Here is a 20404-nt window from a genome sequence, read left to right on the forward strand (position 1 = left end):
TAGCGGTGCGCGCGGAGAGCCTCATCGATCGCTGGGAATGTCTGCAGCAGCGAGATTGCTTCCACAAGTGTGAACAACGAGGTCAGCGAGGCCCTGCACCGAAGTCAGCTCATCGACTTGACGACGACCGGTCGCCGTAGCGGACTGCCGCGCCGCATCGAGATCTTCTTGCACGATGAGGACGGCGTGCTGTTCATCACCGGGATGCCGCGTCGAGACCGCACAAGGGACTGGATACACAACATCACTGCAGACCCCAACGTCATTGTGCATCTGAAGAAGGGCATCGAGGCCGAGGTCCCTGCCACGGCGCGGGTAATCACCGATCCCCACGAAGCGCGGCCGCTCATCGAGGCTGCCGCCCGCCGATGGCACCGAGACGATGTCGACGAGATGATCGCGCATAGTCCGCTCATCGTGCTGACTGCGGCTACCGCGCCCGCCGCCTGACGGCATACCACCGACCGGCTGCCGGATGGTCGAGGATCTGCCGACTCTCGATCGCGGACAGCGTGTGTCAGCGTCGGGAGCTAGCGTTGCCGCATGAACGCACCCTCGGACGCCTCCTTCCTCTACGCCCAGATTCCGTATCGTGACGCACCTGCCGCACTCCGCTGGCTCGAGCGTGCCTTCGGGCTGGAGACCACCGCCGAATGGCCAGATGACGACGGAGGCATCCAGCACGCTGAGATGCGACGCGGCAACGCCGTCTTCACGGTCTTCACCGACCGCGCTGGATACGACCGGCCGCACGCCCGCGGTGAGTCGGTCGGTTTCGGGCTGGTGTTCGCTCTCGGCTCGCCGGTCGACGTCGACGAGACATTCCGATCGGCAGTCGACGCCGGCGCGGTGGTGGTCTTCGAGCCCACGGACACGGAATGGGGCAACTACCGCTGCCGTGTCCGCGACCTCGAGGGCTACGAGTGGACCTTCGGGACCTACAAGCCCGGCGAGCCGCAGGAGTGGACGGATGCTGACGATCTCGATTGAGTGGGGGCAGTCAGCAACCAGTCGATCGTGTCGACCTCCAACCGCGTTGCCCTCTCGCTGGAGCCCCGTCAAGATTCCGCATAATCACGCGGCCGGCGAAAGGTTTGTCAGCCGCGTACGACGTCCCCCGAGCCCGACACGCGCACGTCGGTGCTCGGGTCGCCGGAGTACGTGACTCGACCGCTGCCCGAAAGGTCGACCGACAGGCTGACGCTCGCCGCGACATCCACCTCACCCGACCCGGACAGTTTCACAACGGCATCCTCCGCGTCGAGCTGTTCGGCGTCGACGTTGCCGCTGCCCTCCAGGTCGATGGACAGCTCGGCGGCCGAGCCGGCCAGGGTGACATCGCCCGACCCCGAGATCTGCACCTCGACACGATCGGCCGCCAGGCCCGACCAGTCGACGTCGCCCGAGCCCTCAATGTCGAGCTGAACGGTGCCGTCCGCCGAGACCGTCGCCTCGACATCACCCGAGCCGTTCAGTTCGAGCCGCTCCAGCTGTGGCAGGGTGAGGTCGTACCGCACGTCACCCATCCCCATCGTGAAGCCCGGAGTGGTGTCCAGTACGAGCGTGTCGTCGCTCACGTCGGACGTGAGACGGTCCATCATCCCCTCCGGCGCACGAACCGTGAGTGCCGGCTCCCCCTCCGACACGACGAGATCGCCGGAGGTCTCGAGCACCACGTGCGACACGTCGCCGATGTCCCGCTCTTCCGAGGCCATCGGTCCGACGGGGATCATCAACGAGCACCCCGACAGCGCGAAGACCGACGCCGCGATCACAATGACGCCGGGCACGCGGCATCCTTTTCCGTTCATCAATGACTCCCTCCGCCATCGAAGGTGTGCCGACAGGTCTCCGGGCGACCTTCGACAGCCCTCGCCGGATGCAGGGCGAAGCCGCGGAGAGTCTGAGCGCTCCCAGCCGCGCCCACGTCACCATGATGGAACGCCAGGCACGCTCGTGCCACCCCTCCGGAACTCAGCCGAGGTGCTGGCGGGCGAAGTCGCCGAACTCGGCGAGCGCGGCGCGCGCCGCGGGGAGTACGGCGTTCCACAGCGGGAAGGCGTGGATCATGTGCGGCAGTACGTGCAGGCGCACATCCGCCTCGGCGCGAGCGGCGGCTCGCACCAGGCGCAGGGAGTCGTCGAGGAGCGTCTCGTCGGCTCCGACCTGGACGAGCGTCGGCGGCAGGCCGGTCAGGTCAGCGAAGAGCGGCGAGACCCGCGGGTCATCGCGCGCCACGCCGGGCGGCACGTACGCGGCGGCGAGCTCTTCCAGGTACGACCGGTGGAGCAGCGGATCGATGGCGGCGTTCTCGTCCACGGACGCGCCGGACATCGTCAGGTCGGTCCACGGCGACACCAGCCACAGGCACGCCGGCCCTTCGCGTCCGGCACGGCGCAGCTCCTGCCACAGCGCGAGGCTCAGTCCCCCGCCGGCGCTGTCGCCGCCCACGACGATCCGATCCGGCGCGATCCCCGTGGCGTTGAGCCAGTCCCACGCCGCGAGCGCGTCCTCGAGCGAAGCGGGGAACGGATGCTCCGGCGCGAGGCGGTACTCCAGCGCGAGGGTTCGGATACCCGCCGCGCGGCCCGCCGCGGCCGCCATCGTGCGGTGGCTTGCGATCGACCCGGAGCAGTACCCGCCGCCATGGAGGAAGAGCAGAACGCGCGTGGTGTCGGCTCCGGGAGCTCGCGACCATTCGGCGGCAACGCCTCCGGCATCCGCGGGCTCGAAGGCGATGTCGCCGGCCACGGGCCAGGCAGATCCGACCTCGACGATGCGCGCTCGGCGTTCCGCCCACCCCACCGGCCGCGGCTTCGAGCCGAGGAGCGCACGCACCTGCTCGATGCCGCTGCCGTCGTAGGCGCTCACGCGGCCAGGTTAGTGACGGAAGCCGGCGGGGACGAGGCATCCGTCATCCCCGCCACCGCTTTCCGAACCGCAGCTGATCGCTCGCAGCGGCCGGAGGGGCTCAGCCGAGAGCGAGGAAACGCGCAGTGGCGCCGTGGAAGGTGCTCGCGGGACCGTCGTGCGCAGCGCCCGGAGCAACCGCCTGGGCTCGCGGCGTGTCGGAGGAACGATCGACGAGTCGGCGATGCCCAGCGGGACGATCCGCGCGCGGACGCAGGAGTGCGCCTGCTCGAACAAGAACCCGGGCCGGGAGAGACGTCGCCGCGTCGGCCGCACCCGCGACAGCGACCGGCGGGACCGACGGGATGTCGAAGGGTTTACGGCTACGCGGCTTCGGCATGGCTCTGACATTCGATGCAGGCGGCGGCGTACGGGAGAACCTCGAGCCGGGCACGTGCGATCTGACCTCCGCACCGGGTGCAACGGCCGTACGTGCCCTGGCTGATGCGATTGAGCGCCGCGGTGATCTGCTCGATCGCGATCCGGTGGGACGCCGCCGACTGGTAGGCGACGGGATCGACGCTCGGCAGAGCGAACGGCTCGAGCTCCTGGAGGATCGCGAGCCGCTCGTCGAGTTGCCGCTCGAGCTCGCGCTGAACGCCGGCGAGCGGGACGGGTTCGGTGGTTTCGATGGGCATTGATGCTCCTCGGGGTACAAAAAAGCGCCGCAGGTGCGGCGCGCGGGTTGTCCGGTTGGACCGATCGTTCGGATCGGTCATCACGGGGGCGCGACGCGACGGGTGGGCTGCACGGACAGACCATCCGCGTCGCTCCGCCGGGGCGGCAGCACCTCGTGACGGGCGCCCGCGATGTCGGCCACTGCCGTCACCACGGAGGCGTCGGCGGGACGCTCCATGCGGTGAGGGTGGGCCATCGGGGTCATGGCCATCACCATAGCCCGCTTCCAGAAAAAGGCAAGTCAGCGGATTTTTCTGCGCGAGCGGACTCGAGTTGACTTTCCCAGGAAGACGGCTATGGTCGTGGGTTCACCCGCCAGCCAACCAGGGGAAGCGAGTCCGCATGTCAGGTCGATCACCGCGAGCACGCGACACGAAGAAGGTCGCCCAGTCGTCACCGAAGGAGAAGCGCGCCGAGAAGCGCGCGAGCCAGGAGTCACGATCGTTCATCAAGCCACGCAAGGGCGCGTCCGGTTGACGAACGGCGCGGGCTCCTCGCTCTGAGGAGCCCGCGGCACCATCGCGAACACAGGCCGATACGACCGACGCTCGCGGCTGGCACAAGTGCCGTCGCCGCGCTCCGCGGCGAGAGCGCGCCTAGCGGCTCCCCCGCCGCGACTCGCTCGGCGCCTCGGCCTGCTCTGCAACGGCGGCAGCAGCATCCGTCTTCTTCCGTCGATCCCGCACGGCCCCGCCGACCGACACCGCGGCGTAGAGAAAGAGACCGCCGGCGACCACCGCGAGGACGATGGTGCGGTTCGCGCCGTTCAGCAGGCTGTTCACCCAGCCGAGCAGCGGCAGGCTGTACCAGAGGGTGCCGCGGACCTGCACAGGACGCACGGGCGCGGGATCGACGGTGTCGTTGTTGTCGCCCTTCGTGATGAAGGTCAGCTCGCCGTCGGCATACGTCTTCGACACCACGCGGTGGCTCACCACGGCGGCTTCGCCCGAGCTGATCTGGTAGGTGACGACGTCGCCGACGCGGATCTCGTCCACCGGCGTCGGGCGGATGACCACGAGCGTTCCCGGCGGCAGGCCCGGCTCCATCGACTGCGTGAGCACCGTCATCGCGCTGCCGCCGACGACGACGGGCAGGCCGACCACGGCGACCGCGACCCCGAGCAGCAGAACGAGGATGGACGCGCTGATCGACACGGCGAGGTAGTGCAGCAGGCTCTGCCCCTCGTCACGGCGCCGGGCATCGGCGCGGAGGCCTCGGCGAGACGACTCGGCGGCGCGGAGCGTCGGAAGGGGGGACGTCGCGGAGGTGGAGACGGTCATGGGATCACGCATTCGTACTTGACGTTGGAGTTTCCGACGGCGGTCCGCCGCACGGTGAGGGTTGCGCTGTCGGACGAGGTGGTCGTCGACCCGGTCGTCTCGATGGCGACGATGCGCAGCTCGTGCACGCCGTCGGCGCGGATATCGGTTCCGCCCAGGGTCACGGATACGCTTGCGGCGCTGCTCGAGAGCTCTTTGACGACGGTGTTGGACTTGTCGACGACGCGGTACAGCAGGGTGGCACCGGCGGCGCGGTTCCCGGGGGCGGTCCAACTCAGCTGCACGCCGTGCGGCGGCGCCTGCGTGCAGGTCGGAGCGCCCGCGGGGCCGAGTCCCGAGATGGACTGGGTGAACGCGGCGGTGGTCGCCGAGGTGGTCCAGTTCGTTCCGACTGCGCCGGTCACCCGGAACGCCGCGGTGACGGACTGCCCCGAGAGCGAGGCATCCGTCTGCCCGTTGATCTGCGTCGACACGCACACCACCACGGATGCGCCCGGCGCGAGGGCGCGTGCCGCGGTCGGCAGGGCAGGAGCGGCGTCGGCGAGGGTCGTGCTCACGGCGCCGGTCGGCGCGGTCGTGCCGCACGCGCTGCCCGACCACAGGCGGAGCGTGACCTTCGCGGCGAGCGCGCTGCTGCTGCCCGGGGCGAGCTGCGTGGCGAGCGTGTACGACAGCGGAGCGCCGCCGGTGTTGGCGATCGTCAGCTGGCCCGCGGTGGCCGGCGCGGTCGTGCCGGAACGGTAGTTCGCGTCGAGGCCGCTCGTCAGCTGCGCCGTGGTGGCGATGGCCGTGGACGAGACGGATGCTGCCACCGACGTGCTCGCGATCCACGCGGCGGTCGCGCCGCCGGCGCTGCCGAGCACCGCAAGAGTGACGAGCGCGGCGATCGGGCCGAGCAGGCGACGGCGGGTCATCGGCGCACCTGCGTTCCCGAGATGGTGATCGTGAGGACGGATGCTGCGGCCCCGGCCGCGGCGGCCGGCGCGTTCTGCGGCAGCCCGACGCCCACGCAGAAGAGCTGCGAGGCCCCGGGCGCGAGGGTGAGCTGCAGGTCGGAGCCCGCAGCGCCGACGGTGGCCGTGACGGTGGCGGGGACGCGGCCGGCGGTGCAGTCCGCGGCCGAGGCAGTCTTGCCCACGGTGACGGCGACCGCCGTGGCGAACGGGGTGGCTGCGGTGCTCGTGACCGAGTCGATCGTGAGAGCGAGCGGCGTCGTGCCGGTGTTGCTCACGGTGGTTGCGGCGTACACGGTGCGGCCTGGGTAGAGGTTCGCAGCGGAGAGCTGGAGCGGAGTGGAGGTGAGACCCGCGGACCCCGCCTGCAGCGTCACGGCAGAGGCTGCCGGCGCGGCCACGGTCCAGAGGGCGAATGTGCCGCCGCCGGCGAGCACGCCGAGGACGATCGCTCCCGCCGCACCCAGCGCGCCGAGCAGCAGGCGCCGCGGCGCCGCCGCACGGCGGGCGTCGCGCCGTGCGGCGTGGCGGCGGGTGCGGCGGCTCATCGCGGCTCCTTCTCAGTGTGGGGCGGACGTGGAACCGGAGACCCGCCTCTCGGGCGAGACGGGCCCCCGGGGCTTACTTGGTGTTCTGCGTGAGGCTGACGGTCAGCTCGTCGAGCGTGACCGCACCGTTCATTGCGGCGTTGTTGCCGCCGGCGACGTCGCCGTACGGGAACGCGATGGTGACCGTGACGGTGACGTCCTGGCTGACGACGTCGCCGGCCGGGGTGACGGTGAACGTGGGGCCGGTGCCCGTGATGCCGGCGCCGGAGGCGGTCAGGACGGCCGAGTCGGTGAGGTAGCTCGCGAGAGCCACATCAGCGGGCTTCGTCACGTCAGCGGGCGCGATCGACGAGTCGGTCAGGGCGAGGGTCGCGCTCAGGCTGCCGCCCTCGGCACCGACGCTCATGGTCTTCGTGTAGGTGAGGACGTCGCCGGGGACGACGCGGTAGTCGTCGATGGAGATGGCCGAGCCGTTGGCGGTCCAGGTGCCCGCGTCCTGCGAGGCCTCGACGACGAGGTTGCCCGCCATGATCGACGCGCCCTGCGCCGTGGCCGACGAGTTCCAGGTGGCGAAGGTGCCCGCGCCGCCGAGCAGCAGGATGACACCGGCGGTGGTGGCGATGGAGGCCTTGACGATCTTCTTCATGGGAGTGTCCTTTCGCGGGCGGCGCCCACTTGTCTGGTGAGGAGCGAGAGGTGCGGGTGGGCAGTCGGTGAGATTTCCGATCGCTCCTCGAGCACGACCCCAGTCTTCGGCGCGCACCGCAACGTCCCGCCGAGCAAGCGTGAGCAGTACCGCAAGATCGCGCGAAGGATCTTTCGAACCCAGGAGCGCTTCCGCAAGAAGCGCAAGATCAGCGCAAGAGTCCCGCGCCGGAGAGGGCTATGGGGGTCTGCGTGCTAGCTGGGTGGCTGGGCGGCGACTCTCCTCACCACCACCACGATCTTCCGTGGAGCATGTCGCCGAAGTCCTCCGGGGTCCCGCGCCCCGTGTGCCGCGCGCCGAGGTAGCTGTCGACCACGGCACGCCCGAGATCGTCGAGCTCTGGCGCCACCACATGCCCGCCTGCGCGCCGCGCGAGCGCGTCGATGAACCGGGCCAACCCAGGATCCTCGCCCAGGCGGAAGAACGTCGTCTGCGCGCCCATCCGCTGCACGTTGTCGAGCTCGCGCACCGTGACCGCCACCGTGCGCGAATCCGGCGGGTAGGCGAAGAACACGCTCCCGTCCGGGCGCAGGTGCGACGTCGGCTCGCCGTCGGTCACGATCAGCAGCACCGGCTGCGCGGCCGGGTTCTTGCGGAAATGCCGCTGCGCGAGCAGCAGCGCGTGCTGCAGATTCGTGCCCTTGTCCCACACGGCGTCCTTCGCGGTGAGCTGCTCGATGTCGATCACCTCGGCGTGACGCGCGAACGCGATCAGCTGCAGCTTGTCGCCGCGGAACCGCGTCGAGATCAGGTGGTGCAGCGCCAGTGCGGTGCGCTTCATCGGCACCCAGCGGCCGTCCATCGCCATCGAGAACGACGTGTCCACAAGCAGGGCGACCGCGGCCTGCGTGCGCTCCTCGGTCTCGACCACCTCGACATCCCGCGTGTCGAGCCGCACGCCGGCCGACACCTCTCCCCCGTCGAGTACGGTCCGCAGCACCGCGTTCGACACGGTGCGGGGGATGTCCCACGGCTCGGTGTCACCGAACGCCCACTCGCGCGTCGAGCCGGTGCGGTCGCCGGCGGCGCCGACGTTGCGGGTCTCACGACGCCCCGAGCGACCCGACTGCCGCGTCGCGATGTCCCTCAGCAACGCGCGCCCCAGCTGCCGCATCGCCCGCGGGGTCAGCCTGAGCTGTCCGTCGGACGCGCGCTGCAGCATCCCGGTATCCCTCAGCTCCTGCTCGAGTTCCCGCAGCGTGCGCGCACTGACGGCGGCGTCCTCGCCCATGAGCCGCTCGAGCGAGTCGAGATCGATGTCGTCCATACGCGCGCCCGGATACATCTGGCCGAGCTGGTCGGTGAGCGAATCGAGGTCGGAGAGGTCCTGCAGGATGCCGGTCGCCTCGCCGAGACCCGTCGGCTGATCACCGGAGAAGGATGCCGAACCCGACCAGTCCTCGCCGGGCCGAAGCGACCGCAGGTTGTCGTCGAGACGCGACAGCGACTGCATGAGGTCCGGCGAGCCGAACGCCTGCTCGGCGAGACTCAGCAGCTCGTCACGCTGCTCGGGGGTCATGGAGTTGAGCATCCGCTGCGCCGCGGCGGAACGCTCGGCGAGCGTGTCGAGCAGCTCGTCGAGGTTCTGCGGATTCTCGGGGAACTGATCCCCGTGCTTCTGCATGAACTCGTCGAAGTCCTCCTGTGTGTCTTCGCCGAGCCGGCGCTTCTCGAGCAGGTCGTTCAGATCGTTGAGCATGTCGCGGATCGCCTGGCGGTCAGCATCCGTCGCGTTCTCGAGTGCGTTCTTCATGCCGGCGAAGCGCTGATCCAAGAGCTCCCGGCCGAGCAGCTCGCGGATGCGGTCGTAGTCAGCCCGCGCGGTGGGGCTCTGCCAGTCGTAGTCGGCGAGGTCGTTGACGGCCGCGGCGGTGCTGGTGGGGAGGTTCTCGAGCCGCATCTCGGAGAAGGCCCTGGTGTCGTCGTCGAGATCGACGTCGCGGACGAGGTGCTTGCGCTCTTCGAGGACGGCGTGGTCGAGCAGTCTCCGGACCTCTTCGAGTGTGCCGTCGAGTCGGTGGCGCTGGGTGAGCTGGGCGCGGCGCTCGCGGACGCGCCGGGCGAGTTCGTCGAGGCCGAGGCGGTTCTGGTCGCCACGGCGCAGGTACTCGCGCATCGCGCGCTCGGCGGACGTTCCTTCCATGACCTCGCGGCCGATCACCTCGAGCGCCGACTGGATGGGGACGGGAGGCGCGAGCGGGTCGCCACCGGCGTAGCGGCCGTAGCGGGAGGTGTGCGCGGGGGTGCGGTGGAAGGAGCGGGGCATTACGGATGCCTCGGATCTCGGTCGCGACCGCGTTCGGGGCGTTTCGTCTCGCTTCGCTCGCTCAACGAGCGGGGGTATGACGCCGAGTACCTAGCCATAGACCGTCTCACCGCCCGCGCTGTCTTTGCCGATCTTCTTCTCGAGGTAGAGCGACTCGAGGAGCAGCTCCAGCGCACCAGCCCGCTCGCCGGGCGTCACCGCCTCCAGCCGCGCGGCCACCTGGTCGTAGAGGTCCGACTCGCCGAGCACCGGCATCGCCGACAGCACCTCGGCCGCGGGCACCTGCTCCCCCGTCATCACCGTCGCGCCGGTGTGCAGGGCGTCAGCCAGCGCACGCGAATCCACACCGCGCAGATGCGCCCGCGCCGTATCGGCCACCGCGGTCCGCAGAAGGTGCTCGAGGATCGCCCGCTCGCGCCCCTCCTCGCCCGTCTCGAACTCGATCTTGCCGCCGAGCACATCGACCGCGGTCTCGAGGTCGACCGGGCGTGCCACCGCGACCTCCTCGTGCTGGCGCGTCGCGCGGTGCAGGGCCGCGGCGGCGATCGTCTCGGCGCCGGCGATCGCGAACCTGGCGGAGACGCCCGAGCGCTGGTCCACAGCATCCGATTCCCGAAGGTTCCGCGTGAAGCGCGCGAGGATCTCGAGGAGATGCGCCGGCACCTCCGCGACGAGGTCGGCCTCCTGGCGGATGACGGCGATCTCCTCGTCGATCGTCTGGGGGTAGTGCGTGCGGATCTCGGCGCCGAAGCGGTCCTGCAGCGGCGTGATGATGCGGCCGCGGTTGGTGTAGTCCTCGGGGTTGGCCGTGGCGACGACGAGCACGTCGAGGTCGAGGCGCAGCACGTATCCGCGGATCTGGATGTCGCGCTCCTCCATGACGTTCAAGAGCGACACCTGGATGCGCTCGGCGAGGTCGGGCAGCTCGTTGATCGCGACGATGCCGCCGTTGCTGCGCGGCACGAGCCCGTAGTGGATCGTCTCGGGATCGCCGAGCGAGCGCCCTTCGGCGACCTTGATGGGGTCGACGTCGCCGATGAGGTCGGCTACCGACGTGTCGGGCGTGGCGAGCTTCTCGGCGTAGCGCTCGCGGCGGTGACGCCATTTCACCGGGAGTTCGTCTTTGAGTTCGTTCGCGCGGCGGATGGATGCCGGGGCGATGGGGTGGAACGGATGCTCACCGAGTTCCGACCCCTCGATGACGGGGCTGTACTCGTCGAGGAGGCCGTTGAGACTGCGGAGGAGACGGGTCTTGCCCTGACCGCGTTCTCCGAGCAGGACGATGTCATGGCCCGCGAGGATGGCCCGCTCGAGCTGCGGGATGACGGTGGCGTCGAAGCCGTGGATGCCCGGCCACGGGTCGTCGCCGTTCGCGAGGGCCTCGAGGAGGTTCTCGCGCATCTCGATGCGAACCGGGCGGTAGGTGTGGCCCGATGCGCGGAGCTCGCCGACGGTGGTGATCGCGGGTGAAGGCGTCATGTCCGCACGCTACGCCTGGTGCGCGGGGGTCGGGGCCGGATCGGAGGAATTCCTCAGGGGGCGGGTGTCACGGCGCGGAGCGGGCGCGGGAGCGTTGCGATCGCAGCATCCACTGAATGGCCAGAAGTATGGCGAGCGCGGCCGCGATGATCCAGAGCGCTCCGTGCCCGATCCAGGCGAACGCCGCGGCGCCGAGGACGGCGCCGGAGGCGATCGACGCCCACAGCAGCAGATGCCGCGGCCACCCGGTGCCGGTCTGGCCGCGCATCGCGCCGACGAGACCCTGCCCGACCTTCACCAGGGCGCCCGTCATGTAGGTGACTCCGAACGCGACCTGGCCACCTCGTGCGAAGACGGTGTTGAGCGCTCCCATTGCGAAGGCGAGGCAGCATCCCGTCGCCCACCGCCATTCGAATCCGGCGAGGACCGCGGCGGCACACACGAGGCCGAGGATCAGGAGCAGCACCCGGAGCTGCCCGCGGGCGCGATTCCCGGGAACGAGCGTTCCGGCCATCACACCCACCACGAACGCGGCGATGAGCGTGAGGGCGAACGCCGCGCTCACGAGCGACAGCTGCGACAGGTCGACGCTCGCGCGAGTGGTGTTGCCGGTCATGAACGAGACGAAGTAGCCGCCGAGGAAGACGAACGCGAAGCCGTCGACGTATCCGGCGAGGCCCGCGAGGACCACAGCGGCCGCGAGCCCCCTCCTGCTCAGGCCTCTCACCATGACAGCGAGCGTATCGACCGGCGGCCACCGGGAACGCCGACGGCCGCCGGACGAGAACGGAGTCCTCGCCCGGCGGCCCGCGCCGCCCGGTCGATCAGCCGAACGGGTCGAAGTACGCCACCGTCGCGGCGTCGATGTTGCTGTCGAGTCCGACCGCGTCGAACGCGGTGGTGCTCGCTCCGGTGACGAACACCCGCCGAGTGCCGTCGGCCCGCTGGTCGACCGCCACGCCGTTCGCCCCGTCGCTCGCGCCGGTCGCGTCGTAGTTCGCCGACCACACCTGCTCGCCTGTGACGAGGTCGTAGGCGATCGTGACGTAGTCCCAGGCCGACTCGGCGTCGCGGGACTCACCGGTGACGACGGCGTGGGTGCCGTCGGCGGTCAGCGCCACGTCGTAGGCGACGTCCAGCCCGTGCGCGGTGCCGTCGTACCGGTTCGCCCAGAGCTGCGCGCCGTCGGCCACGTTGTAGGCGACGGACGCGTAGTCCATGTCGGCGCCGCCCTCGACGTTGCCGACGACCACCACGGTGCCGCCGTCCGGGCTGACGGCGAGCGCCTGCGGCACGTCCGTGCCCGCCTCGCCGTAGCCGGTGGCCCAGCGCTCCTCGCCGGTCGCGAGGTCGTAGGCCACCGTCTCCCAGTCGACCTGGCGGTCGGTGTTGCTCACGACGCCGGCCACGATCACCGAGTCGCCCACGATCGCGATGTTGTCCGCGATGTCGACGTGCCCGTCCGAACCGTTGCGCAGCACATCCCACTTCTGCGCGCCCGTCGCGGCGTCGTAGGCGACCGTGCCCCAGTCGGTGAGGCCGGTGCCGTCGCCGGCGCTCTGACCGGTGATGACGACGGTCGAGCCGTCCTCGCTCACCGCGATGCTGCGCGCGTCGTCGGTCCCGTTCACCGGGTCGTCGTACCGCGACACCCAGCGCTCGGCGCCGGTCGCCGCGTCGTACGCGACGGTGGCGTAGTCGAGCTGAGCCTCGCCCGTGGTCTGGTAGCCGGTGACGTAGACGGTCGAGCCGTCCGGGCTGACGGCGAGGTCGTTGAGCGAGTCCCCGGCCTGAGCCGGACCGTCCAGTCGCGCGGTCCAGCGCCGCTCACCCGTCGCTCCGTCGTAGGCGACTGTGAGGTAGTCGCCGCCGCTGGTGCCGCCGACGTAGAGCGTCTCGCCGTCGGGGCTCATTCCGAAGCCCGCGGGCTCGTCGGAACCGCCGTCCGAGGCATCCCACTGCTCCTGCCAGATCACGTCGCCGGTCTCGGGGTCGTACGCAGCAGTCAGGAAGTCGCTCACGAGCCCACCCGCCGACGGCGGACGGCTGAAGCCGCTCATGTAGACGCGCTCACCATCGGGGTGGAGCAGGAGCTCGGTGCCGACATCCGACGAGCTGCCGAACTGCCCGCCCGCTCCGTCGTACCGGGCCGCCCAGTCCTCGTCACCCGGCTGCTTCGCCCGCAGTACGATCGGCGACCGCACTGTGTGCGTGCCGTCGGTCCACGAGAGCTGACCGGCGAGGTAGTCGAACAGCTGGGTCTCCTCGCCGACGGCGAACGTGACCGAGTACGACGCGGTCGCGCCCGGCGCCACCGTGAGCGTGCTCGGCTCGACCGTGACACCGACTCCGGCGAGTCCGGTCACCGTCGACGAATAGGTCGCAGCCTTGTCGTCGACGTTCTTGACCGTGCGGGTGACGGTCTGCGTGCCGTCGAGCAGGCCGATGCCGATCGAGGGCGTGTTCAGGTCGCTGGGGTCCAGCGAGCGCCCTCCCGCCTCGAGGTCGTCGCAGGCGGCGTCGGCCACACTCCGCGTCGAGCCGCACAGGAACGCGGTCCAGTCGTCCACGCCGCTCTCGTAGACAAGGCCCGGGTCGGCCGCGCTCGTGGGCTGCACGTGCCCGGCACCCTGCTTGAAGATGAGGTTCGGGTCGGTGTTCGCCTCGCCGTCCAGCACGTCGGATCCCGTGGTCATCAGCGCCGACTTGGTCGCCATCGGCGACCAGTCCGGGTGGAGGTCTTGCAGCAGGGCGGCGAGGCCGGCGACGTGGGGCGCCGACATCGACGTGCCGCTCATCAGGTTGAAGTCCATCCCGCCCTGGCCGGGAGGGGCGACCGCAGCGAGGATGTCCTGCCCTGGAGCGATCACGTCGGGCTTCAGAACATCGCCGTTGCCGGCGACGAGCGGGCCGCGCGAGGAGAACTCCGCGGTGAAGGGCGCTGTGCCGCCGTTCGCGATGACCGCCTTCTCGATGGTCGCGCTGGCTCCCGCCGTCGCCGCGTAGGCGCTGATCGCACTCCACTCGGTGTCTTGGAGATGCACCGTGGGCACCGAGTGGAAGTCGGCGTTGAGCGAGTTGCCGAAGGCGTTGACGAAGATCATGCCGACCCCGCCCGCCTCGGCGACCGCGCGCGACGAGTTGACGCGGGCGATGTCGCCGCCGCGCTCGCAGAGCACGATCTTTCCGGCGACCTTGGCGGGATCGAGCGCCGGCTTGCCGTTGTTGTCGCTCGCGGGATAGCAGCGGGCACCGGCGCCGATCGAGACACCCGAGAGCCGCGCGGCGGCGCCCGTGATGATCGGCGCGGGGCCGACCGCAGCGCTGCTGAGCGAGACGCCCTCGTAGCGCGCGCCGTTGCCGAGGACGACAGCGCCCGTCGTCGTGCGGTCATGGGTGCCGGCCGCGACCGTGGTCAGCCAGGGACCGGGGTGGGCGACGGTCGCGGCATCAGGGCCGGAGTTGCCGGCGGATGCCGCGACGAAGATGCCCGCGGCGGCGGCGTTGAGGAACGCCGCCTCGGTGGGCTCGAGGAAGTCGGTGCTGGAACCCGAGACCGAGTAATTGATGACGTCGACGCCGTCGGCGACGGCCTTGTCGATCGCGGCGACCATGTCGGACGTGTAGCCGGTCGCGGTGGAGCCGTCCTCGACGGACCACAGTGCCTTGTACGCGGCGATGCGCGCCCGCGGCGCGATGCCCGAGATCTCACCGAAGGGCGAGGCCGGACCCGTCACGTCGACGCCGTAGTTGCCGCCGGCGGTCGAGGCGGTGTGGGTGCCGTGACCGTTGTAGTCACGCGGCGACAGGAATTCCCAAGGCAGCTGCTGCGCGACGCCTTCGTTGCCTCCCCACGCGGCGTTGAAGTACTGGGCGGTCACGAGCTTGTTGTTGCAGAGGTTGGCGTCCCACGAGTCGTCGCCCACCTTCTCGGCCGACGCGCACGTGCCGCGGAACCCCTGGGGCTTGCCCTGGTACACGAGCTTCTTGTCGCTGCGATCGGAGAAGCTCGCGACCTCGGGCCAGATGCCGCTGTCGATGACGCCGATCACGATGTCCTCGCCGGCTCCCGGCGTCTTCTTGCCGCCGGCCGGACCGCCGAGCTGTGCCCACAGGCCGTGCGGGTCGTCGAGTCCGAGGAACCCTTCCGTGGACGACGTGTCGGTTTCGACCGCTTCGTCGGGGTGCACCGAGATGACGTCCGGCTGCGCCTCGAGCTCTGCGGCCTGTGCGGGGGTGAGCTCGGCCGCGAAGCCGTTGAAGCTGTACACGTAGCTGTACGAGGGCTTGCCGCCCTTGACCTTCGCGAGGGCCGCCCGCTGCTGCCCCTTGAGGTGCGTGCTGTACGCCTCGACCGCGGGATCGGCCGGGTCGACCTTCGCGCCGCCGCGAGGCTTCGTCGACGTCAGCCCCTTCTCACCGCCCTCGTACGCGACCACGGGCGCGGGCGCCATCTGCACGATGTACGTCTGCGGCTGCGCGGCTTCGCTCACCAGCGCCTGCGCGTCCTCGGGGGTCGTGACCCTCACGCCGCCGGTCCGGTCGCCGAGGTCCTCCACCGCGACCGGCGCCGGATCCACGGCGAGCGCCGCGGTCGGTGCGGCCGGTGCGGCCGTCACCACGAGGGCGAAGGCGGCAGCCACCGCGATGGTCAGCCGCGTGGAGGCGTGCCTCCGCGGTCGTTGTCTGAGATGTCTGGGCACTGTCTCTCCTCGCACACGGATGATTCGTTTCACACCTTGCGTTGGAGGTTACGGACGGGTGAACGGGGCCTGCATCCGTGACCTACACTGACTTTTGCTCGCGCCCCACGAGACGAATGGCAGTCATGCCTCAGCCCCCCGCTCCACCTCCCGGCGGGGTGTCGCCTGTCCTCGTCGGTCGGCGCGCCGAGTTCGACGCGCTGGCTCGCGCGATCACGTCACCCCCGGCGCTCATCGTCGTCCAGGGCGAGGCCGGGATCGGCAAGAGCCGCCTGGTGCGCGAACTCCTCGCCGCGGCACCGCCCTCGGCCGAGGAACTGGTGGGTCAGTGTCAGCCGCTCCACGATCCGTTTCCGCTCGGACCAGTACTGGACGCCTTCCGGCAGCAGCGCGATCGTATCGACGTCCGTGACCTCAGCCCCGTCGTGGGCAACCTGGCTCCGCTCGTGCCCGAGATCGCCGACCGCCTCCCCGCGCCACCCGAACGCCCGGCGGATCAGCGCGACGCGCGACACCAGATCTTCCGGGCGGCGACCGAACTGATCGAGCATCTCTCCCCTGCGGTGCTGGTGCTCGAGGACGTGCACTGGGCGGACGCCGTCACCTTCGACTTCCTCACCTACCTCATCGCGCACCAGCCGGCCGAGGTGACCGTCGTCGTCACCAGCCGCATCGACCTCGGTGCGACGCCCGTCGGGGAGTCGTTCGCACGCGCCCCGGAGGGCCGGACCCGCACGGCCCGGCTCGCGCCGCTGGACGTCGCGCAGGTCGGCGAACTCTCCCGGCACCTGCTCGGAGTGGACGTCCCTGATCCGGTCGCCGCGGCGCTGCACGAGGTCACGGGCGGCGTCCCCTTCGTCGTCGAGGAGGTCCTGCGCACCCTGCTGGTGCAGCTTCCCGCCGCGGACATCCCGACCCACACGGACGCCCTCGCGGCGCTGTCGGTGTCGACGGCGCTGCGTGATGTCGTCGTCCAGAGGCTGATGTCACTGGACGCGACCGCCCGCGAGGTGATCGAGGCGGCCGCCGTGGTCGGGCCGACCGTCGACCCCACCCTCACCGCAGAGCTCACCGAGCATGACGCCCGACAGGTGGCGGCCGCCCTCACGGCAGCCCATGCCGCGGGGTTGCTGCATGAGCAGGACGGTCGCAGCCGCTTCCGGCACGTGCTCGCGCAGCAGATCGTCTACGACGCCACGCCGCTGCCCACCCGTCAGTGGTGGCATGCCCGGATCGCACGCGTGCTCGAGGAGCGGCACGACCCGATCCTCTCGGCGCGCATCGCCCACCACTATCAGCGCGCCGGTCTCGTGAAGGACTTCGTCCGCTGGGCGGAGGCCGCGGCCGATGAAGCCGTCCGCCACGGGAACGAGGCCGCAGCGGCCGAGTTCCTCCGCGAGGCGACCGCCGACATGACCGGCCTCTCGATCGACGATCGCGTGCGGATCGCGACGAAGCTGGGTCGTGCCGCCGTGGACGGACTCGCGCACGCCGAGTCGGCCCCGATCCTCACCCGCCTCTTGGAGAGCGAGCAGCTGACGCCGGCAGCCCGCGGCGAGCTCCGGTTCGCCCTGGGCAGGCTCTACCGGCAGCAGGGGTTCGCCCGCGACGGATACGGCGAGATCGAGCGCGCGGTGGATGAGCTCGACGAGCGTCCCGACCTCCAGGCGCGTGCGCTGGCCGTACTTGCAGCCCCCGAGACCGTCGTCGATGTGTCGCTCGAGGCGCATCTGGCGCGGTGCGCGCAAGCGGTGGCGGCGGCTCAGCGCGCCGGATCGGTGGACGTCGAACTCGGGGTGCGCATCGCGCGCGCCTCGCTTCTTCTCGAACAGGGCGATCCCGCCGCGTGGGGGCTGATCGACGCCGCACGACGTGATCCCGTGGTGCTCACGCAGCCACGAGAACATGCCCGAGCCGCGCTCAACTGGGCGCAGGGCGCCCTCCACATCGGAAACGTGCGCCGCGCGGACGAACTGCTGGCCGAGGGGCGGTCGATCGCCGAGCGATCGCTCTCGCCGCGCCTCTTGGAGGTCTTCGAGCTGGTCGGCGCGATGGTCGACCACGCCGCGGGACGATGGGACGGGCTCGCCGAGCGGGCCGACGCCTTGGCCTCGCGCGCGTTCGGATTCGGTGCCGCCTCATTCGAGGCGCGCTACCTGCACCACCTCGTCCAAGGCTCTCGCGGGAACGCCGCGGAAGCGGTCGAAGGTCTCACCGATCTCATCCGGGACTGCGAGCGGGTCGGTGCGGTGTGGCCGCTGGTGCCCGCACGTGCGGCGCTCGCGCGCCTGCGGCTCACGCTGGGCGATCCGCAGGCGGCCTTCGACGAGGCATCCGCCGCCCTCGAGCAGATCCGGCGCAAGGGCATGTGGGCGTGGGCAGCCGACGCCTTGGTGTGCCAGGTCGAGGCCGCGACGGACCTCGGCACGGTGGACGATGTCCGCGTGCGGGTCACGTCCATCGGCGACCGCGTCCGCGACGCGCAGGCGCCCGGGATCACCGTCGCCGTGATGACGTGCGAGGCCCTGATCGCGCACCACGACGGAAACACCTCCACTGCCGAAGAGCGGCTGTCGCACGCCCGGGCGGCCGCCCACGAGGCGGGACTCGTTCACGTGGCGGCTCGATCGACGGAACGGCTCGGCGACTGGCGCTGCGAACGGGCTGGGGCCGACGGCCCGAGTCTGCTCACGGAGGCCCTCACCGCGTACGGTGGTCTGTCGGCACGGCAGGACATCGCCCGCGTGACTCGAACCATGCGGCGGCACGGCGTTCCCGTGCCGTATCCGTGGCGCGGCGGGCGCCCGACGCACGGCAACGACCTCTCGCGGCGCGAGCAGGAAGTCGTGCAGCGGGCGGCAGCCGGACGCACGAACCGCGCGATCGCCGCGGAGCTGTACCTCTCTCCTCGCACCGTCGAGACGCACATGTCGAACGCGCTGCGGAAACTGGGGCTGACCTCCCGCGACGAACTCGACGCGGCCGCTCTCGAGGCCTTGACGAGCGACTGACAGGATGCCTCGGCATCGGTTCGCCGGACGGCTGCACAGAATCGGAGGAAAGTGGCGACACGCCGCTGCGAGGCATCCGTCTGCAGGTGTGTCGCCGAAGAGCTCCGATTCTGTGTGCGAGCCTCCGGCCTGTGCGCGCAGCATCCCTGCGCGAGACTGGGCACATGGTCACGGTCACCGCCGTTCACGGCGACATCACCCGGCAGCGCGTCGACGCGATCGTGAACGCGGCGAACAACGCGATGCGCGGCGGAGGCGGGGTCGACGGCGCGATCCACCGTGCGGGCGGGCGCGCGATCCTCGATGACTGCATCGCGCGCTTCCCCGACGGCCTGCGCACGGGCGACGCCGGTTGGACGACGGCCGGAGACCTCCCGGCGACCTGGGTGATCCACACCGTCGGCCCCAACTACGGCGCCGGCGAGCGCGACCGCGCGCTCCTCGAGTCGTGCTACCGGCGAGCGCTCGAGGTCGCCGACGAGATCGGCGCTCGCAGCGTCAGCTTCCCCCTCATCAGCGCCGGGGTCTACGCGTGGCCGCTCAACGACGCCATCGACGCGGCGGTCACCACGATCGCGAAGGCCCCGACCCGCGTCGAAGAAGTCGTGCTGGTCTCGTTCAGCGAAGACACGCATCGGCGCGTGCAGTCGCAGGTGCACCGCCTGTTCCCGCCGCCGGCGGAACCCGGCTCGGTCGGGCAGCTGTTCGACCGGGCGCCCGCACAGATGGGCATGCGGGGCGACGCCTACCTATGGCTCGCTCTCCGCGCGGAGTTCGCCGCGACTCCCCTGCCGTCCACGTGGTTCGAGCTCCGCCCGATGGTCGTGCGGGCAGCGGAAGGGATCATCGGCGCTCCTCTGGCCCATACCGACGACCCGATCCACGTACCGGAGTTCGATCCCGGTCACGGGATGTCGGCCGGCAACGTCCTGCCGTCGTGGTGGCACCAGACCGGCATCCCGATCCTCATCGACCGGTTCGAAGCGCTGCAGCAGGACAGCTCGGAACGCCCCACGAGTTGATTTCTTACGACCGCCGGATCGAAGCGATCCGGCGGTCGGCACGCGTCTCGACGCAGTCAGTCGTCGCTGTCCACTCCCGCCGAGACGACCGCGAACTGGGCGTCCAGGTCGATCTCGACGAACTCGCCGTTCGCCGTCAGCACGGTGACGTCCCACGGCGAGGTGCCGTCGTCGTCGGCCTCGATCTCGACGATGCGGCCGTCGGCCTCAGCGAGCGCCGCGTCCACGATCGCGGCGATCGAGTCGGCGTCGAGGACGTACTGCGGGGCACCATCGTCATCGGCGGACTCGGTGGAGACGACGGATGCCTCGCCGCCGGCGTCGACGCGCACTTCGGTCTCGGCGCCGTTCGCGGCCTCAAGCGTCACCTCGGCGCCCCCGTCGCGCTTCAGGTCGATCGACGTCGGCTCGCCCTCACCGGCTGCGGACGCGGCGTCGATCATCGCGACCAGGTCGTCGACCGAGTCGGTGCCCAGGCTCGAGACGTCGCCAACGGCATCGTCGTCGCTCGAGCCATCCTCGTCGCCGCTCGTGTCCTCGTCACCGCGGTTGCCGGACGCCGACGACGTCGTGTCGTCGTCACCGGCCTCGTCGGCGATCTCCGCGCCGAGGGCGACGCCTCCGCCGGCGAGCACCAGCGCGGCGAACACCGCACCACCGCCGATCAGCCAGCCGCGAGTGCGGCTGCGCTTCGCGGTGGGAGCGGGCGCAGAGGTCGCTGCGACCGCCTCGGTCGGACCGGCGTCGACGGACTGGGCGGGAGAAGTCTCGGGGGTGCTGTTCTTGTCATCCATGCTCCGATGGTGCCGAGCGGACGCTGAAGCAGACCTGAAGCACCCTGAAGAGAC

Annotated in this window: 16 protein-coding genes and 1 pseudogene; 4 read left to right on the forward strand and 13 right to left on the reverse strand. The window is 70.7% G+C overall.

Annotated features, from left to right (window positions below; translation table 11 throughout):
• Positions 1-69: 69 nt before the first annotated feature.
• A complete protein-coding gene (locus ACLBXX_RS14830; RefSeq protein ID WP_447658642.1) occupies positions 70-450 on the forward strand; it encodes a nitroreductase family deazaflavin-dependent oxidoreductase in 381 nt (126 codons plus the stop codon).
• 93 nt (positions 451-543) lie between these two features.
• Complete coding sequence (locus ACLBXX_RS14835; protein WP_447658643.1) at positions 544-990, forward strand: VOC family protein; 447 nt, start codon at positions 544-546, stop codon at positions 988-990.
• Positions 991-1097: 107 nt separating this feature from the next.
• On the opposite strand, the gene ACLBXX_RS14840 is transcribed toward ACLBXX_RS14835, so the two are convergent.
• The 12 genes from ACLBXX_RS14840 to ACLBXX_RS14895 all read right to left on the reverse strand — a co-directional run bounded on the left by ACLBXX_RS14840 (position 1098) and on the right by ACLBXX_RS14895 (position 15463).
• Positions 1098-1790 carry a head GIN domain-containing protein gene (locus tag ACLBXX_RS14840; protein WP_447658644.1) on the reverse strand — a complete coding sequence of 231 codons (693 nt, stop codon included), beginning with the start codon at positions 1788-1790 and terminating at the stop codon, positions 1098-1100.
• A 184-nt stretch (positions 1791-1974) separates the two neighbouring features.
• On the reverse strand, positions 1975-2871 hold the full coding sequence (locus ACLBXX_RS14845) for an alpha/beta hydrolase (RefSeq protein WP_447658645.1): 897 nt from the start codon (positions 2869-2871) through the stop codon (positions 1975-1977).
• A 362-nt stretch (positions 2872-3233) separates the two neighbouring features.
• Entirely contained in the window at positions 3234-3548 is a 315-nt protein-coding gene (locus ACLBXX_RS14850) for a TraR/DksA family transcriptional regulator (RefSeq protein ID WP_447658646.1), read from the reverse strand.
• A gap of 80 nt (positions 3549-3628) precedes the next feature.
• Entirely contained in the window at positions 3629-3793 is a 165-nt protein-coding gene (locus ACLBXX_RS14855) for a hypothetical protein (RefSeq protein WP_447658647.1), read from the reverse strand.
• A gap of 391 nt (positions 3794-4184) precedes the next feature.
• Positions 4185-4868, reverse strand: coding sequence for a signal peptidase I (locus ACLBXX_RS14860; protein WP_447658648.1), 684 nt, complete (start codon positions 4866-4868; stop codon positions 4185-4187).
• On the reverse strand, positions 4865-5782 hold the full coding sequence (locus ACLBXX_RS14865) for a hypothetical protein (protein ID WP_447658649.1): 918 nt from the start codon (positions 5780-5782) through the stop codon (positions 4865-4867). Before ACLBXX_RS14865 ends, ACLBXX_RS14860 begins: the two co-directional genes overlap by 4 nt.
• Positions 5779-6369 (reverse strand): hypothetical protein, encoded by a 591-nt coding sequence (locus ACLBXX_RS14870; protein WP_447658650.1) that lies wholly within the window; start codon positions 6367-6369, stop codon positions 5779-5781. Before ACLBXX_RS14870 ends, ACLBXX_RS14865 begins: the two co-directional genes overlap by 4 nt.
• Before the next feature lie 73 nt (positions 6370-6442).
• The gene (locus ACLBXX_RS14875) at positions 6443-7015 is read right to left on the reverse strand and encodes an alternate-type signal peptide domain-containing protein (RefSeq protein WP_447658651.1); all 573 of its coding nucleotides are present in this window, start codon (positions 7013-7015) and stop codon (positions 6443-6445) included.
• 283 nt (positions 7016-7298) lie between these two features.
• A complete protein-coding gene (locus ACLBXX_RS14880; RefSeq protein ID WP_447658652.1) occupies positions 7299-9341 on the reverse strand; it encodes a vWA domain-containing protein in 2043 nt (680 codons plus the stop codon).
• Between the two features lie 90 nt (positions 9342-9431).
• Positions 9432-10820: an AAA family ATPase gene (locus ACLBXX_RS14885; protein ID WP_447658653.1), complete on the reverse strand. Its 1389-nt coding sequence runs from the start codon at positions 10818-10820 to the stop codon at positions 9432-9434.
• Between the two features lie 67 nt (positions 10821-10887).
• Complete coding sequence (locus ACLBXX_RS14890) at positions 10888-11550, reverse strand: YoaK family protein (protein WP_447658654.1); 663 nt, start codon at positions 11548-11550, stop codon at positions 10888-10890.
• 94 nt (positions 11551-11644) lie between these two features.
• Positions 11645-15463 carry a S8 family serine peptidase gene (locus ACLBXX_RS14895; RefSeq protein WP_447658655.1) on the reverse strand — a complete coding sequence of 1273 codons (3819 nt, stop codon included), beginning with the start codon at positions 15461-15463 and terminating at the stop codon, positions 11645-11647.
• A 185-nt stretch (positions 15464-15648) separates the two neighbouring features.
• On the opposite strand from ACLBXX_RS14895, the gene ACLBXX_RS14900 reads away from it, so the two are divergent.
• Together ACLBXX_RS14900 and ACLBXX_RS14905 are read left to right on the forward strand one after the other, a co-directional pair.
• On the forward strand, positions 15649-18534 hold the full coding sequence (locus ACLBXX_RS14900; RefSeq protein WP_447658656.1) for an ATP-binding protein: 2886 nt from the start codon (positions 15649-15651) through the stop codon (positions 18532-18534).
• Between the two features lie 164 nt (positions 18535-18698).
• Positions 18699-19157, forward strand: a pseudogene (locus ACLBXX_RS14905) (O-acetyl-ADP-ribose deacetylase); the annotation flags it as partial.
• A 455-nt stretch (positions 19158-19612) separates the two neighbouring features.
• Here the strand turns inward: ACLBXX_RS14905 and ACLBXX_RS14910 are convergent.
• The gene (locus tag ACLBXX_RS14910; protein WP_447658657.1) at positions 19613-20350 is read right to left on the reverse strand and encodes a PepSY domain-containing protein; all 738 of its coding nucleotides are present in this window, start codon (positions 20348-20350) and stop codon (positions 19613-19615) included.
• Positions 20351-20404: the final 54 nt, after the last annotated feature.

The organism is Microbacterium sp. C23T, assembly GCF_053345975.1.

Coding starts and splice junctions, on each gene's coding strand:
- ACLBXX_RS14835 (WP_447658643.1), top strand. CDS start 544: ATGAACGCACCCTCGGACGCCTCCTTCCTCTACGCCCAGATTCCGTAT.
- ACLBXX_RS14850 (WP_447658646.1), bottom strand. CDS start 3,548: ATGCCCATCGAAACCACCGAACCCGTCCCGCTCGCCGGCGTTCAGCGC.
- ACLBXX_RS14855 (WP_447658647.1), bottom strand. CDS start 3,793: ATGACCCCGATGGCCCACCCTCACCGCATGGAGCGTCCCGCCGACGCC.
- ACLBXX_RS14860 (WP_447658648.1), bottom strand. CDS start 4,868: ATGACCGTCTCCACCTCCGCGACGTCCCCCCTTCCGACGCTCCGCGCC.
- ACLBXX_RS14865 (WP_447658649.1), bottom strand. CDS start 5,782: ATGACCCGCCGTCGCCTGCTCGGCCCGATCGCCGCGCTCGTCACTCTT.
- ACLBXX_RS14870 (WP_447658650.1), bottom strand. CDS start 6,369: ATGAGCCGCCGCACCCGCCGCCACGCCGCACGGCGCGACGCCCGCCGT.
- ACLBXX_RS14875 (WP_447658651.1), bottom strand. CDS start 7,015: ATGAAGAAGATCGTCAAGGCCTCCATCGCCACCACCGCCGGTGTCATC.
- ACLBXX_RS14880 (WP_447658652.1), bottom strand. CDS start 9,341: ATGCCCCGCTCCTTCCACCGCACCCCCGCGCACACCTCCCGCTACGGC.
- ACLBXX_RS14885 (WP_447658653.1), bottom strand. CDS start 10,820: ATGACGCCTTCACCCGCGATCACCACCGTCGGCGAGCTCCGCGCATCG.
- ACLBXX_RS14890 (WP_447658654.1), bottom strand. CDS start 11,550: ATGGTGAGAGGCCTGAGCAGGAGGGGGCTCGCGGCCGCTGTGGTCCTC.
- ACLBXX_RS14900 (WP_447658656.1), top strand. CDS start 15,649: ATGCCTCAGCCCCCCGCTCCACCTCCCGGCGGGGTGTCGCCTGTCCTC.
- ACLBXX_RS14910 (WP_447658657.1), bottom strand. CDS start 20,350: ATGGATGACAAGAACAGCACCCCCGAGACTTCTCCCGCCCAGTCCGTC.